This is a genomic window from Kitasatospora sp. NPDC059795 (genome assembly GCF_042732175.1).
Classification (GTDB): domain Bacteria; phylum Actinomycetota; class Actinomycetes; order Streptomycetales; family Streptomycetaceae; genus Kitasatospora.
The window spans coordinates 149,397-164,031 of sequence record NZ_JBHWID010000002.1 but is presented as its reverse complement, the minus strand read 5'-3'; the positions used below and the strand labels follow the sequence as shown (position 1 = coordinate 164,031).

Here is a 14,635-nt window from a genome sequence, read left to right as displayed (position 1 = left end):
TCTGAAACCCGGAGCGCGCTCCAGGTCAAGCAGAGGTCTGAACCACCTGCGCACCGGGCACCGGGCCGTGGGTGGGGTGGGCGGCGCGGCAGGTGCCGGAGGTGCGGAGGGCGGTGGCGATGTGGGCGGCGGCGTCGGCGTCCTTGGCCAGGAAGGCGCAGGTCGGGCCGGAGCCGGAGACCAGGGCGGCGAGCGCGCCGGCCTCGGTGCCCACGTGCAGGGTGTCGGCGAGGGACGGGCGGAGCGAGACGGCGGCGGCCTGCAGGTCGTTACTGAGGGCGGCGGCCAGCGCGACGGGGTCGCCGTCGGCGAGGGCGGCGAGCAGCTCGGGGTCGGCGTCGGGGTCCGGTACGTCCGCAGCGGACGACCCGAGACCGGACTCTTCGCGCAGCCGGTCGCACTCCCGGTAGACCGCCGGGGTGGACAGCCCCCCGTCGGCGACCGCGAACACCCAGTGGAAGGTGCCGGAGACGGGCAGCGCCTCCAGGATCTCGCCGCGCCCGCGGCCCAGGGCGACGCCGCCGAGCAGGGCGAACGGGACGTCGGAGCCGAGTTCGGCGGCGAGGTCCAGCAGGGTCGGCAGCGGGGTGCCCAGGCCCCACAGGGTGTCGCAGGCGAGCAGCGCGGCCGCGCCGTCCGCACTGCCGCCGGCCATTCCGCCGGCGACCGGGATGGCCTTGTTGATGTGCAGGTGGACGCCGGGCTCGGGCAGGCCGTGGTGGGCGGCGAGCAGGCGGGCGGCCCGGGCGGCCAGGTTGGTGTCGTCGAGCGGGACGGCGTCCGCGTCGGGGCCGGTGCAGGTCAGGGTGACGCCGTCGCCGGGGGTGGCGGTGACCTCGTCGCCGAGGGCGACGGCGAAGAACACGTTCGCCAGGTCGTGGTAGCCGTCGGGACGGACCCCGCCGACGCCGAGCTGCACATTGACCTTGGCGGGTACGCGGACGGTGACCATCACTGCTCCGGAGTCTTCGGCTTGTGCTCGGCGATCGCCGCGAACTGCTCCACCGTCAGCATCTCGCCGCGCAGCGTGTGGTCGATGCCCGCGCCGCGCAGCGCCTCCTCGGCGGCGGCCGGCGAGCCGGCCCAGGACGCGAGCGCGGCCCGCAGGGTCTTGCGGCGCTGCGCGAACGCGGCGTCCACGACGGCGAACACCTCGCGCCGGGTGGCGGTGGTGGACGGCGGGTCGCGGCGGATCAGCGAGACCAGGCCGGAGTCGACGTTCGGCGCGGGCCAGAACACGTTCCGCCCGATCGCACCGGCCCGCTTCACGTCCGCGTACCAGTTGGCCTTCACGGACGGCACGCCGTAGACCTTGTTGCCGGGCTTGGCGGCGAGCCGGTCGGCGACCTCGCTCTGCACCATCACCAGGGTGCGCTCGATGCTGGGGAACGTCTCCAGCATGTGCAGCAGCACCGGGACGGCGACGTTGTACGGCAGGTTCGCCACCAGCGCGGTCGGCTCGGGGCCGGGCAGCTCGGTGACGTCCATGGCGTCGCTCAGCACCAGGTCGAAGTTGTCGACCTTGCCGGGCATCCGGCCCTTGACGGTGTCCGGCAGGTGCCGTGCCAGCAGCGGATCGATCTCCACGGCCGTGACGTGCCGCGCGACCTCCAGCAGCGCCAGCGTCAACGACCCGAGCCCCGGCCCGACCTCGACCACCGCGTCCTGCTCCGTCACCTCCGCCGCCCGCACGATCCGCCGCACGGTGTTCCCGTCGATGACGAAGTTCTGCCCGCGCTGTTTGGTCGGCTTCACGCCGAACGCCTCGGCCAGCGCACGGATGTCGGCAGCGCCCAGCAGGTGGCCGTCGGAGGTGGGTTCGGTGGTGCTCACCCGCCAAGGATACGGGTCAGAACTCCACCAACTGCTTGAGATCGATCTCAACGGGGAACGGCAGGTCGGTATGGAGCAGTCCCTCGTGTACGGCGACCGGAAGATAGACACCCTGCGGCTCGTCACGCCGGAACTCGTGCACGACGGGGAGGTCGTTGTCGCCGCGCTCGACCCGCCAGTAGGACGGGATTCGCTGCTCGGCGTACATACCGGGCTTGCTGAAACGGTCTGCCACACGTGAGCCGGGTGACACCACCTCAACGGCCAGAACCACCGACTCGGGTGGAGTGCACTCCAACTCGAAAACGTTCAGGTCCGTCCGGTCGAACACAACGACATCGGGCAGGAGAACGGTGTACTCGTCGAACAGCACACAGCGCTCGGCGTCTGCAACGTAGGGATCGACCCGAGCCGCTCGAAGCGCCGAGTACAGCTCGTTCCGCACCCGGTCGTGCCACCACTTCGTCTGGCCCCGGACCACGATCGCTCCGTCCACCAGTTCCCACTTGAACGGCAGGTCGATCACGCTGAGCTCGCTGTACGTCCAGCCATTCGCCGGCGGGTACATCAAGTCGATCGGTTCGGCGCTCATCACAGCCTCCTCACTGCCTCCATGCTAACGAGCAGACCCCGCACCAGGATGCGGTCAGTACCCGAACGCCCGTGCCGTGTTGGCCGCGATCGCCGTCGCCAACTCGTCCTCGCCCATGGCCAGATGGGCCGCCATCGCGCGCAGGGTCACCGGGATCAGGTAGGGGGCGTTGGGGCGGCCGCGGTAGGGGTGGGGGGTGAGGAAGGGGGCGTCGGTCTCGATCAGGATGCGGTCGAGGGGGGTGGCGGTGAGGGCTTCGCGGAGGGGGTGGTTGGCCTTGTAGGTGACGGGGCCGGCGAAGGAGAGGTACCAGCCGTGTTCGGCGCAGGTCCTGGCCATGGCGGCGTCGCCGGAGTAGCAGTGGAAGATCGTCCGTTCGGGGGCGCCCTCTTCGAGCAGGACGGCGATGACGTCCTCGTGGGCGTCGCGGTCGTGGATGACCAGGGCCTTGCCGTGGCGCTTGGCGATCTCGATGTGCCGTCGGAAGGACTCCTTCTGCAGGTCGACGCCCTCGGGGCCGGTGCGGAAGTAGTCGAGGCCGGTCTCGCCGACGGCGAGGACGTGCGGGAGGGCGGCGAGGCGGTCGATCTCGGCGAGGGCCTCGTCCAGGGCGGCCTGGCCACCGGGCGAACGGCGCTGGCCGGACCAGCCGTCGGGGTCTCCGAGGAAGATCCGCGGGGCCTCGTTGGGGTGCAGCGCGACCGCGGCGTGCACCTGCTCGTACTCGGCGGCGAGGTCGGCGGCCCACTGCGAGCCGGGCACGTCGCAGCCGACCTGGACGACCGTGGTGACGCCGACGGACGCGGCGCGGGCCAGCCCTTCGGCGGGGGTGCCGGACTGCATGTCGAGGTGGGTGTGCGAGTCGGCGACGGGTACCGCGAGCGGCTCGGGGAGCGGCGGCGGGGTGGAGCGGTCGTCGTTCTTCTTGGCGGCCATCGGAGCGCAGTCTTCTCTTCGGGAGAACGGGGAAGGTCGCGGCGAATCCTACGTCCCCGGACGTGCCGCGGCCCCGGACGTGCCGCGACCCCGGATCGCGGGTGGCGGTCCGGGGCCGGCGGGCATCGGAGTGGTGGGTGTCAGTCGGTGCGGTGGCGCCGGAACAGCCGGTTCCACCAGTGCCGGCCGCGCGGCTTGCGCCGCCGCTGCGGGCCCTCGGGTTCGGCGGTGGGCGCGTAGCCGGGGGCGGCGCCGGCGGCGAGGGCGGCGACCCGACCGGCCCGCATGATGCGGACCCGTTCGCCGCCGCAGCCGGGGCAGACCAGTTCGCGCAGCGGGGACGGCACCTTGACCCCGTTCGCCTTGTACTCGACCACGGTGTGTCCGTCGCGGCCGGTGTGGTGCTCGATGTCGTACGCCTGCTCCCAGCCGTAGCCGCAGTTGAGGCAGACGAAGGAGTAGGCCTCGCGGACCGTCTCCACGGGGATGCGCGGCCGGGTGGTCAGCCCGAGACCGCTGGGTGCTCCGCCGTCCAGGGGGCTGTCGATCGTGTCGCTCATGCGCCACCTCGCTTCGCTCGGAGCCCGTCGCCCGACCTGGCGGGCCCGGCGCGGGTCTTTCCATCCCAGGGAATGCCCGGGAGGGTCCGTCCGATGCCCGGCTTGCCAAGTCTTGGTTCCGAATTGGCCCTCCGCTGGGGTGCTCATTCCAACGTACGACCGTTTCCGGCCACGGGCACACGGCCGATCGAACAGCACGCTCGGCCGGTCGAGCGCGTCGACCGGCCGACGCGCTCAGCCCGCGTGCTTGGCGGCCACCACGGCGTCGAAGACGACGGACTTGCGCAGGCCGAGCTCGGTGGCGACCGCGGCGATCGCCTCCTTGCGGCGTTCGCCGGCCTCCTCGCGGGCGGCGACCCGGCGGGCGAGTTCGGCGGGGCCGACCTCCTCGGGGGCGGCGGGCGGGGCGCCGGCCACCACGACGGTGATCTCGCCCCTGACGCCGTCGGCGGCCCAGGCGGCGAGTTCGGCGAGCGGGCCGCGCTTGACCTCCTCGTAGGTCTTGGTGAGTTCGCGGCAGACCGCGGCGGACCGGTCGGCGCCGAAGGCCTCGGCCATCGCGGCGAGGGTCTCGGCGATCCGGTGCGGGGCCTCGAAGAAGACCATGGTGCGGGGTTCGGCGGCGATCTGGGCGAGCTGCCGGGAGCGGTCGCCGGCCTTGCGGGGCAGGAAGCCCTCGAAGGTGAAGCGGTCGACGGGCAGCGCGGACAGCGCCAGCGCGGTGAGCACGGCGGACGGGCCGGGAACGGCGGTCACCTTGATCCCGGCGGCGACGGCCGCGTCCACCAGCCGGTAGCCGGGGTCGGAGACCGAGGGCATGCCGGCGTCGGTGACCAGCAGCACCCGGGCGCCGCCCTGGAGCGCGGTGACGAGTTCGGGGGTGCGGCCGACCTCGTTGCCCTCGAAGTAGGACACCACCCGGCCGGTCGGCGTCACGCCGAGCGCCTGGGTGAGCCGGCGCAGCCGCCGGGTGTCCTCGGCCGCGATGACGTCCGCCTCCGCGAGTTCGGCGCGCAGTCGGGGCGGCGCGTCCTCGACGTCGCCGATGGGGGTACCTGCCAGTACGAGAACACCAGTCACGGGACCATCCTCCCCTACCGGCGGGGGTCCTCACCGGGACGGGACCCGGTACGGTGCGGCGCGGGCCTCGTGGGGGCCCCTTGTGACTTCAGCCATTGCCCCTACGATGTGGCCCGTGAGCGGCGACATGGACAGTGGTATGGACCACCCCGGGCGGGGCGGCGTGACGGTGCTGGAATCGGCCGATCCGGCCGCCGTTCCGGGGCCGCGCGCCGAGCCCGAAACGGCCTCCCGGTGGGCCCGGGCGCTGGTCGGCGTGGGCTACCGCGCGCCGTTCCGCCGGCCGGCGGTCGAGCAGTTGGTGCCGCCGATGCCGGACGGCCCGGGCGTCACCCCGGAGCTGGTCCCGCCGTCCCCGGTGCTGGTCAGGCTGGGCATCCGGCTGCCGGACGCGCTCTGGTCCTGGCTGTGCCGCTGGTCGGGCTGGCTCGGCCCGATCGCGGTCGCGGCGTTCGCGGGCGTGCTGCGCTTCGTCGGCCTCGGCGGGCCGCACTCGCTGATCTTCGACGAGACGTACTACGCCAAGGACGCGTACGCGCTCTGGCAGGTCGGCTACGAGACCAACTGGTCGGACGACGCCAACGCCCTGATCACCGGCGCGAACCCGAGCGTCCCGTTCCGCACCGACCCGGCGTACATCGTGCACCCGCCGGTGGGTAAGTGGATCATCGGGCTGGGCGAGCAGATCTACGGCATGAACCCGTTCGGCTGGCGGTTCATGATGGCCGTGCTCGGCACCCTGTCGGTGCTGATGCTGGCCCGGATCGGGCGGCGGCTGTTCCGCTCGACCCTGCTGGGCTGCGTGGCCGGGCTGCTGATGTCGGTCGACGGCCTGCACTTCGTGCTCAGCCGCACCGCGATCCTCGACCTGATCGTGATGTTCTGGTTCCTCGCCGCGTTCGGCCTGCTGCTGATCGACCGGGACCGCACCCGGGCGCTGATCGCGCAGCGGCTGGAGGCGGGGCTGCCGACCGGCTGGTGGCAGCTCGGCTGGCGGCCCTACCGGCTGGCGGCGGGCGTCAGCCTCGGTCTGATGATGGGCACCAAGTGGAGCGGTGCCCCGGCGATCGCCGCGTTCGTGCTGCTCACGGCGTTCTGGGACACCTCGGCCCGCCGCCTGGCCGGCCGGATGCGCACTGCGGCCGGGCAGCCGGTCGACGAGGGCGGGCGCCTGCTGCGGCACTGCTGGGACTTCGTCTCGTCCGGTCTGAGCATCGGCATCACCGCGCTGGCCACCTACCTGGTCAGCTGGACGGGCTGGCTGATGTCCTCGACGCAGCCCGGCAAGGGCGGCTACTTCCGCGACTGGGCGGTCCAGCACCCGGGCGGCTTCGGCCCGGACTGGCTGCGCAGCCTGTGGCACTACCACTACACGATGTGGGAATTCCACACCAACCTGCACAGCCCGCACAGCTACCAGTCCAACCCGTGGAGCTGGCTGGTGCTGGGCCGCCCGGTCTCGTTCTTCTACGAGTCGCCGAAGAACGGCCAGGACGGCTGCACCGCCGCCGACTGCGCCCGCGAGGTGCTGGCGATCGGCACCCCGCTGCTGTGGTGGGCGGGCATCGCCGCGCTGCTGTACTGCCTGTACCGCTGGCTGATGCGCCGCGACTGGCGGGCCGGGGCGCTGCTGAGCGGCGTGGCGGCCGGCTACCTGCCCTGGTTCATGTACCAGGAGCGGACGATCTTCCTGTTCTACGCGGTGTGCTTCGTGCCGTTCCTGGTGCTGGCGGTGACGATGATGATCGGCGCGATGCTGGGGCCCGCGGAGGCCTCGCCGGACCGCCGGCTGGCGGGCGCCACGGCCGCCGGTCTGCTGGTCACGGCGATCATGTGGAACTTCCTGTACTTCTATCCGCTCTACACCGGGCAGACGATCCCGCTGTCGGACTGGAACGGCCGGATATGGCTCAGCACCTGGCTCTGAGCCACACCGGGGAGCGTGTACCGGATGTGTCACAAACCGACGGCGTGTCGTGAGTGCACGGATGGTGTCTGCTTATGGTGTCGTGGCCGCTGAATTCCGACGGCCACGACACATCCTGGGGGGCTCCACGTGAACAACGGCGCGAAGATCGGCATCGCCTCGGTCGCCGCTCTGCTGCTCCTCGGCGGCGGCTACGGGGCCTACGCCGTGATCTCCGGCGACTCCGCCGGCAAGGAGTCCGCCAAGCCCCGCACCGTGGTCGCCGAGCCTCCCGGCCCCGAGCTCGCCGCGTCCGGCGCCAAGGCGTTCCTGGACGCCTGGGCCAAGGGCGACCTGTTCGGCGCGGCCAAGCTCACCGACGACCCGGACAAGGCGCAGGCCGCGCTTCAGGCCTTCCAGAGCAGTGTGAAGCCCAGCGCGGTGCACCTCACGGTCGGCGGCCCCACCACCGCGCCCAGCCCCAGCCCGTCCGCCTCCAAGTCCTCCGCCGCCGGCGTCGGCGACGCGACGGCGTCGGCCTCCTCGACCGCCTCCCCGGCGCCGACCGGGGTGCTGGAGAGCTTCAAGGCGTCGATGGAGTTCGCCGACACCGGCAGCCCGTGGAACTACGACGGCGTGCTCGGGGTGGTGAAGATGAGCGACGGCACCGCCGCCGTGCACTGGGCGCCGACCGTGATCCACCCGAAGCTGGACGGCACCGAGACCATCGGCATCAAGCCGGTGTTCGCCGCGCCCGCCGCCGTCACCGACCGCAAGGGCAAGCCGCTGAGCAACTACCCCTCGCTGGGCCCGTTCCTCGCCCAGCTGAAGGCCGCCGCCCCGCAGGGCGGCAACCCGGAGGACGCCGGCACCGCCGTGGTGATCTCCCCGGCGTCCGGCAACGGCGCCTCCGAGAAGCTGTTCACGCTGAAGGAGCCGAAGGCCGTCCCCAACCTGAAGCTGACCCTGGACGCGGACCTCCAGGCGGCCGCCGAGTCCGCGGTCGCCGCGCAGGGGAAGCCGGGCTCGCTGGTGGCGATCGAGCCCAGCACCGGCGGCATCCTGGCCTACGCCTTCTCCCCCACGACCGGCCAGAACCGGGCGTTCTCCGGGGCGACCGCGCCCGGCTCCACCATGAAGGTGCTGACCGCCGCCGCGCTGCTGGAGGCCGGGGTCACGCCGAGCACCACCATGGCCTGCCCGGAGACCACCATGGTCACCGGCAAGTCCATCAGCAACGACTTCAAGGGCGCGCACCCCGAGTACACGCTCACCGACGCGTTCATCAACTCCTGCAACACCTCCTTCATCGAGAAGGGCAAGGACGTCCTCAAGCCGAGCAGCCTGCCCTCGCTCGCCAAGGACGTGTTCGGCATCGGCCTGGTCTGGAAGACCGGCCTGTCGAACTTCGACACCGAGATCCCGGTCGAGACCAACATGGCGGGCGCGGCCAGCGAGTTCATCGGCCAGGGCAAGATCCGCGCCAACCCGCTGGGCATGGCGTCGATCGCCGCGACCGTGCAGTCCGGGGTGTTCCGGCAGCCGATCCTGGTGCCCGGCATGGACCAGGTGAAGGCCTCCCGGACGCTCTCCGGCGACGTGCTCACCTCGCTGCGGTCGCTGATGACGCAGACCGTCAAGTCCGGCACCGCCGCGAGCGTGAAGCCGGCCCTGCCGTCCGGGTCCGGCGCGAAGACCGGCACCGCCGAGGTCGACAGCACCACCGACGCGAACTCCTGGTTCCTCGCCTACTCGGGCGACCTCGCGGTCGCCGCCGAGTTCCAGGGCGCCGGGCACGGCTCGGCGGCGGCCGGACCGGCCTCGTCCAAGGTGCTGGGAGTCGGCAACCACAAGTGACGGCGGGCAGTGGCCCCCGCCCGCCGTCCGGCGGCGGGGGCTACTGCGCGAAGCGCCGCAGCAGGTTCTCGGTGACCTGCCGGGTGAACGCGCCGGCCCGGCCGTCGATGCCGTGGATGCCGCCCTGCCCGGTCGCCTCCAGCGACTCCACCCACCGCATGGTGCCGGTGGCGAAGACCAGCGCGCCGCTGCCCGCCGTGTAGAGCGCGGTGTCGGCGAACGAGGCCCGGCCGTCGCAGACCACCGGGGAGTGCGACAGCACCTCGATGCCCTGCGGCGTCGGGAAGGACGTGTTCACCCGGTCGTACTCGACGCCGACCAGGTGCGGGAAGCTGTCGCCGGCCTTGGCGCCGGTGCCCGCGAACAGCCAGTGGTCGGGGGCGGTGACCACGTACGGGGCGTCCACCGGGTAGCCGTCGTAGATCACGCCGAGCAGCGAGGACTCCGGGTCCGCGCCGGGCGGGGAGCGGAAGTCGGTGGTCGCCGGGTGCCCCGCCCGGTAGCCGGGGTCGTCCTTCCAGGCGCCCTTCCAGCACACCACGGTGCGGTCCGGTCCGGTCGGCGACGGCTCGTAACGCACCCGCCGGAAACAGCAGTTGGCGCCCAGGACGGCCAGGTGGGTGCCGTCGTCGCGGGCCGCGGTGAAGTGCGCGCGCTGCTCGGGCGACCAGTACTCGTCGTGGCCGAGCGAGAGCGCCGCCTTGGCGCCGCGCAGCAGGTTCGGGTCGGCGGCGACGTCGATGCAGGTGGTGTACGAGAGCGGGATGCCGAGCTTCTCGGCGAGCGCGATCAGCGGGGCCTCGTAGACCAGGAACAGGCCCGCGCCGTCGTCGTACTGGTAGGGCCGGTCGAAGCTGACCTGGTACGAGCGGGTGGGCAGCCCGCCGGACGGTCCGTTGTACAGGTTGTAGCCGCCCCACTCGTTGTAGGCCTGCCAGGTGGCGACGGAGTTGACCACCGCGGTGGTGCCGACGGTGCTGCGCGAACGCACGGTGAGCGGCACGTAGCGCTGCCCGGCCCCGCCCTCCGCGTCCAGCCGCAGCAGGTAGCAGCCCTCGGGCCAGCCGGTGGTGTCGACGGCGGTGCTGCGCGGCCAGGAGGTGATCACCGTCCGGGTGGCGGGCTCGACGGTGAACGGCTGCTGCTTGGCGCCGGGCAGCCGGTCCGACTTCCACACCTGCCGGGCACGTGCGCCGCCGTACCAGCCCATCCGGTAGGCGGTGACGGTGAAACCGGGCGCGGTGGTGGAGACGTGCAGGCCGACCTGCTCGCCGGGCAGCACGCTGACCCGGTCCGCCCAGCCCTCGATCGCGTCGGCGGGGCCGGCGTGGGTGATCGCCCAGTCGGCGTTGCCCGGTCTGGCGTTCTCCGCGGCGGTGCCGGACGGTTCGGGGCTCGGCGCGACGGCCGTGCCGCCGCCGGTGGGTGCGGCGCCGCCGGTGGCGGTGCGGCCCGGGCCGCAGGCGGTGAGCGAGGCGGCCGCTCCGGCGGCCAGGCCCAGGAAGCGGCGTCGTCCGGTGGCGCCCAAGATCACTCCCGTGTTCGAACGGTGTCCCGGGACACCTTAGGCACTGCCGGGACCCGGCGTTGCGCAGGCCTGCGCCGGGGCACCGGAACCAGTCGTCCGGGCGCGGCCGCCAGCCGCGGCCACAGCACCAGCACGACGGGCAGCGCCAGGTAGCCGAACCGGCCCGCCGGGGCCAGCGCGAACGCCACCGTCAGGCCCGCCGCCAGCAGGTCGCAGGCGGCCACCGCGGTGGCCGGCGGGTGCAGCGGCAGCCACACCGCGACGGCCAGCGCGCCGACGCACAGCAGGGTCAGCGACAGGGTGTGGCCGAACGGGCCCAGCCCCGCCAGCACCTTGCCCGGCAGCGGACTGCCGGCCGGCGTGCGGATCGCCGTCAGGCCGAGCGGGAACCGCACCACCTGCTCGTACAGCTCCCGCGGGTGCAGCAGCACGAACGGGGCGACCACCGCCCCGCCGACGGCCAGCGCCGGAACGGCGGCCCGCAGCGCCGGGCGGAGGCCGTGGCGGCGGTGCAGCAGCAGCAACGCGACCGGCAGCGCCGGCCAGGCCGTCCACTTCAACGTGCAGGCCAGCGCCAGCACCAGGCCGGTGCGCAGCGGGCGGCCGCGTTCGGCGAGCGCCATCCCCAGGCAGCACACCCCGATCAGCGGCAGGTCGACGCCGCCGACCACCAGCGCCAGCGCGATCAGCGGCGACGCGGTGAGCACCGCCAGCGGCAGCACCGCCGCGAGTGCCCGGCCGGGGCGCAGCAGCCGCCACCCGGCCAGCAGGCAGGCCAGGAACGCCACCGCGAACCACACCCGCGCATCCCCCAGCACCCGCACCGCCGGGCCGGCCCCGCCGAGCAGCAGCCGGGGCAGGCCGAACAGCGACATCGCCGGCAGGTACGGGTTGTAGTCGACGACGTGCGACGGATGCGGCAGGTACGGGCTGCCGGTGTGCAGCAGCAGCGCCGCCGACCGTTCCACCACCGTCACCTCGGACTGGTGCCGCCCGGTCAGCGCCAGCGCCCCGAGCGGCAGCACCACCGCCCCCAGCCCCGCCGCCGCGGCGGCCGCCCGCGCCCCAGCCCCGCGCGGCAGCGTCAGCGCGAGCACCGCGGCCAGCAGGTACCCGGGCGCCGCGAACCACCCCCAGGCGACCTGATTCGCCAGCTGCGACACCAGCGGAAACGCCCCCGCCCACCCGGCAGCCACCAGCCACCCGCCGGCCTGCCCCACGGGATGCCCGAACAGCCGCCGGACCCACCGGGTGCTCGCCATGGCCCGAAGGCTAGGGCGAAAGCCACGCTCTGTCGCGAACGACGAGCCGATTCCCCCGCATCTGTCCGATCTTCGACACCGGCCGGTCCACCGACCGTCACCCTCCGGTACCCGACAGCCCCTGGAGCGTCAGCTTCGGCCGGCCTGCTCCTCCTCGTTCCGCCCGGTGGCCAGGCGGGAGTGCTTGACGCTGTAGGTGAAGTACAGGACGGCGGCCAGCGCCAGCGCGATCGCGAAGGCGATGAAGGTGTCGCGGTGCAGCTTGGTGACCAGGTAGACGCAGAAGCCGGCGCTGAGCAGCGGGGTGACCGGGTAGAACGGGACCTTGAAGCCGCGGGGGAGGTCGGGGCGGGTGCGGCGGAGCACGATGATGCCGAGGGACACGGCCGTGAACGCCACGAGGGTGCCCATCGAGGTCATGTCGGCGAGCAGCCGCAGCGGGAAGACGGCGGCCAGCAGGGCGACGGCGACGCCGACCACGACGGTGTTCCACACGGGGGTGCCGGTGCGCGGCGAGACCCGGGTGAAGGGTCGCGGCAGCAGGCCGTCGCGGCCCATCGCGAACAGGATCCGGGTCTGGCCGTAGATCACCACGAGGGTGATGGAGAAGATCGAGACGATCGCGCCGCCGGCGAACACCAGCGCGGGCCAGGACTGTCCGGTGACGTCCTGCAGGATCTGCGCGAGGCCGGCCTCCTGGCCCTCGAACTTCTCCCAGGGCTGGGCGCCGATCGCGGCGACGGCGACGGCGATGTACAGCACGGTGACCACGGTGAGCGAGATCAGGATGGCCAGCGGCAGCGTCCGTCGCGGTTCGCGGACCTCCTCGCCGGCGGTGGAGACGGCGTCCAGGCCGATGAAGGAGAAGAAGATCGTGGAGGCGGCGACCTGGACGCCTTCCCAGCCCTTGGGGGCGAACGGGGTGAAGTTGCCGGCCTGGAAGCCGGTCAGGGCGATGGCCACGAACAGCACCAGGATGGCCAGCTTGATGGCCACCATCACGGCGTTGACCTTGGCGGATTCGCCGATGCCGCGGATCAGCAGCACGGTGACCAGGGCGACCAGCACGACCGCGGGCAGGTTGAGGACGCCGCCCTCGCCGGGCGGCGCGGTGAGCGCCGCGGGCAGGTGCAGGCCGAACGCCAGGTCGGCGAACTGGTTGAGGTACTGGCCCCAGGTGACGGCGATCGCGGAGGCGGAGACGCCGTACTCCATCAGCAGGCAGACGCCGACGCCGAACGCGACGACCTCGCCCATGGTGGCGTACGCGTACGAGTACGAGGAGCCGGCCACCGGGATCGCCGAGGCCAGTTCGGCGTAGCAGAGCGCGGTGAGACCCGCGGTGACGGCGGCGATCACGAAGGACATCACCACGGCGGGCCCGGCGACCGGGACGGAGGTGGTGAGGACGAAGAAGATGCCGGTGCCGACGGTGGCGCCGATGCCGATCGCGGAGAGCTGCCACAGGCCGATGGATCGGCGCAGGTGGCCGGCTCCGGTTCCGCCCGCTTCGGCGATCAGGGTGTCCACGGGCTTGCGCCGCAGCAGGCGGGTGGTGCTCATCGGTGTCCTTCTGGTGGGGATCAGGGAGGGACTGTATCAAATACACCGGTATGCATAATTATGAGGATTTGATCGCGAATATCACCGATTCAGCACGGTCTGCATGACGGACTTGGCGATGGGTGCGGCCAGCCCGCCGCCGGTGACGTCGCTGGCCCGACTGTCGGCGATCACCACGGCGACCGCGACCGGCGGGACGTCGGTGGAGCCGGCCGGACGGGCCCAGGCGATGAACCAGGCGTACGGGGTGCCGGTGTTGTCGACGCCGTGCTCGGCGGTGCCGGTCTTGCCGCCGACCTCGGCGCCGGGGATCTGCGCGTTGGCGCCGGTGCCGTTGTCGACCACGTCGACCATCAGCCGGCGCACCTGGGCGGCGACGCCGGGCCCGAAGGCCTGCCGGTACAGGGTGGGTCGCATCAGCTGGACCTGGGTGCCGTCGGCCTTGGTGAGCCTGTCCACAAGCTGTGGATACATCACCTGGCCGTTGGCGGCGGCCCCGGCGGCGACCATGGCCATCACCAGCGGGGTGGCGGCGGTGTTGTACTGGCCGATCGAGGACAGCGCCAGCTGCGAGGCGTTCATGCTCGTGTCGAAGTTGGAGCGGGCCGCGCGCACCGGGATGTCGAGCTTGGCGTCGTCGAAGCCGAAGTTCTTCGCCATCGCGACCATCCGGTCGAGGCCGGTCTGCACGCCGAGCCAGCCCATCACGCTGTTGCAGGACATCGTCATCGCGTCGTCCAGCGACAGCCCTTCCTGGTTGCAGGCGGCGGTGTCGTTGTTGAGCGTGGTGGTGGTGCCGGGCAGCACGTACGGGTAGGGCGCGCCGGTGGGGGCCTGGATGTCGGTGACGGTGCCGTTGGCGAGGGCGGCCGCGGCGGTGACCACCTTGAAGGTGGAGCCGGGCGGGTAGATCTGGCGCAGCGCGCGGTTGAGCATCGGCTGGTCGGGGTCGGCCTGGAGCTTCTCCCAGGCGGCCTGGTCGGTGGTGCCGGCGATGCTGCCGGGGTCGTAGCTGGGGGTGGAGGCGAGGGCGAGGATCCGGCCGGTGGCGGGTTCGATCGCGGCGACGGCGCCCTTCTGGTTGCCGAGGCCCTGCATGGCGGCGCGCTGCACGGCCGGGTCGATGGTGGTGACCACGTCGCCGCCGGGCTGCTGGTGGCGGGTGATGGCGTCCCAGACCGCCCAGCCGGCCAGCCGCGGGTCGGTGCCGGTGAGCAACGGGTCGTAGACGCCTTCGAGTTGGGTGTTGCCGTAGATCTGCGAGGAGTAGCCGGTGACGGCGGCGTACAGCGGGCCGTCGGTGTAGGTGCGTCGGTAGGCGAGGCGGCCGCCGGTGGCGACGGAGCCGGTGACGGGCTGTCCGGCGATCAGGTTGCCGCGGGGCTGCGCGTAACGCTGGACGGTGGCGCGCTGGTTGGCGCTGTTGTTGTCCAACTCCTTCTTCTGGAAGACCTGGACGCGGGTGCCCTGGACGGCCAGCACGATGATCAGCAGCATGCAGAAGGTGGCGGCGCGGCG

The 14,635-nt window shown here is 72.6% G+C and carries 12 protein-coding genes; 2 read left to right on the top strand and 10 right to left on the bottom strand.

Annotated features, from left to right (window positions below; all coding sequences use genetic code 11):
• Positions 1-25: 25 nt before the first annotated feature.
• The 6 genes from ACFV4P_RS04695 to rsmI all read right to left on the bottom strand — a co-directional run bounded on the left by ACFV4P_RS04695 (position 26) and on the right by rsmI (position 5,001).
• The gene (locus ACFV4P_RS04695; protein ID WP_380467380.1) at positions 26-952 is read right to left on the bottom strand and encodes a 4-(cytidine 5'-diphospho)-2-C-methyl-D-erythritol kinase; all 927 of its coding nucleotides are present in this window, start codon (positions 950-952) and stop codon (positions 26-28) included.
• Positions 952-1,833, bottom strand: a complete 882-nt coding sequence (gene rsmA, locus ACFV4P_RS04690) for a 16S rRNA (adenine(1518)-N(6)/adenine(1519)-N(6))-dimethyltransferase RsmA (RefSeq protein ID WP_380467378.1) — start codon at positions 1,831-1,833, stop codon at positions 952-954. The genes ACFV4P_RS04695 and rsmA overlap by 1 nt, the downstream gene beginning before the upstream one ends.
• A 16-nt stretch (positions 1,834-1,849) precedes the next feature.
• A complete protein-coding gene (locus ACFV4P_RS04685) occupies positions 1,850-2,425 on the bottom strand; it encodes a Uma2 family endonuclease (protein ID WP_380467376.1) in 576 nt (191 codons plus the stop codon).
• A gap of 54 nt (positions 2,426-2,479) precedes the next feature.
• A complete protein-coding gene (locus ACFV4P_RS04680; protein WP_380467374.1) occupies positions 2,480-3,361 on the bottom strand; it encodes a TatD family hydrolase in 882 nt (293 codons plus the stop codon).
• Between the two features lie 140 nt (positions 3,362-3,501).
• A complete protein-coding gene (locus tag ACFV4P_RS04675) occupies positions 3,502-3,921 on the bottom strand; it encodes a hypothetical protein (protein ID WP_380467372.1) in 420 nt (139 codons plus the stop codon).
• 234 nt (positions 3,922-4,155) lie between these two features.
• Positions 4,156-5,001: a 16S rRNA (cytidine(1402)-2'-O)-methyltransferase gene (gene rsmI, locus ACFV4P_RS04670; RefSeq protein WP_073811302.1), complete on the bottom strand. Its 846-nt coding sequence runs from the start codon at positions 4,999-5,001 to the stop codon at positions 4,156-4,158.
• Between the two features lie 106 nt (positions 5,002-5,107).
• Between rsmI and ACFV4P_RS04665 the strand changes: the two genes are divergently transcribed.
• Together ACFV4P_RS04665 and ACFV4P_RS04660 are read left to right on the top strand one after the other, a co-directional pair.
• Positions 5,108-6,928, top strand: coding sequence for a dolichyl-phosphate-mannose--protein mannosyltransferase (locus tag ACFV4P_RS04665; protein WP_380467370.1), 1,821 nt, complete (start codon positions 5,108-5,110; stop codon positions 6,926-6,928).
• A 129-nt stretch (positions 6,929-7,057) separates the two neighbouring features.
• Positions 7,058-8,764 carry a penicillin-binding transpeptidase domain-containing protein gene (locus ACFV4P_RS04660; protein ID WP_380467368.1) on the top strand — a complete coding sequence of 569 codons (1,707 nt, stop codon included), beginning with the start codon at positions 7,058-7,060 and terminating at the stop codon, positions 8,762-8,764.
• 40 nt (positions 8,765-8,804) lie between these two features.
• Here ACFV4P_RS04660 and ACFV4P_RS04655 read toward each other — a convergent pair whose 3' ends face one another.
• From ACFV4P_RS04655 to ACFV4P_RS04640, 4 genes are all read right to left on the bottom strand, one after another.
• On the bottom strand, positions 8,805-10,292 hold the full coding sequence (locus tag ACFV4P_RS04655; protein WP_380467366.1) for a N,N-dimethylformamidase beta subunit family domain-containing protein: 1,488 nt from the start codon (positions 10,290-10,292) through the stop codon (positions 8,805-8,807).
• A gap of 2 nt (positions 10,293-10,294) precedes the next feature.
• The gene (locus ACFV4P_RS04650) at positions 10,295-11,554 is read right to left on the bottom strand and encodes a glycosyltransferase 87 family protein (RefSeq protein ID WP_380467364.1); all 1,260 of its coding nucleotides are present in this window, start codon (positions 11,552-11,554) and stop codon (positions 10,295-10,297) included.
• 129 nt (positions 11,555-11,683) lie between these two features.
• Positions 11,684-13,117, bottom strand: coding sequence for an amino acid permease (locus ACFV4P_RS04645; RefSeq protein ID WP_380467362.1), 1,434 nt, complete (start codon positions 13,115-13,117; stop codon positions 11,684-11,686).
• Positions 13,118-13,198: 81 nt separating this feature from the next.
• Positions 13,199-14,614 (bottom strand): penicillin-binding transpeptidase domain-containing protein, encoded by a 1,416-nt coding sequence (locus ACFV4P_RS04640; protein ID WP_380468153.1) that lies wholly within the window; start codon positions 14,612-14,614, stop codon positions 13,199-13,201.
• Positions 14,615-14,635: the final 21 nt, after the last annotated feature.

Coding starts and splice junctions, on each gene's coding strand:
- ACFV4P_RS04695 (WP_380467380.1), bottom strand. CDS start 952: ATGGTCACCGTCCGCGTACCCGCCAAGGTCAATGTGCAGCTCGGCGTC.
- ACFV4P_RS04685 (WP_380467376.1), bottom strand. CDS start 2,425: ATGAGCGCCGAACCGATCGACTTGATGTACCCGCCGGCGAATGGCTGG.
- ACFV4P_RS04680 (WP_380467374.1), bottom strand. CDS start 3,361: ATGGCCGCCAAGAAGAACGACGACCGCTCCACCCCGCCGCCGCTCCCC.
- ACFV4P_RS04675 (WP_380467372.1), bottom strand. CDS start 3,921: ATGAGCGACACGATCGACAGCCCCCTGGACGGCGGAGCACCCAGCGGT.
- ACFV4P_RS04665 (WP_380467370.1), top strand. CDS start 5,108: ATGTGGCCCGTGAGCGGCGACATGGACAGTGGTATGGACCACCCCGGG.
- ACFV4P_RS04650 (WP_380467364.1), bottom strand. CDS start 11,554: ATGGCGAGCACCCGGTGGGTCCGGCGGCTGTTCGGGCATCCCGTGGGG.
- ACFV4P_RS04645 (WP_380467362.1), bottom strand. CDS start 13,117: ATGAGCACCACCCGCCTGCTGCGGCGCAAGCCCGTGGACACCCTGATC.
- ACFV4P_RS04640 (WP_380468153.1), bottom strand. CDS start 14,614: ATGCTGCTGATCATCGTGCTGGCCGTCCAGGGCACCCGCGTCCAGGTC.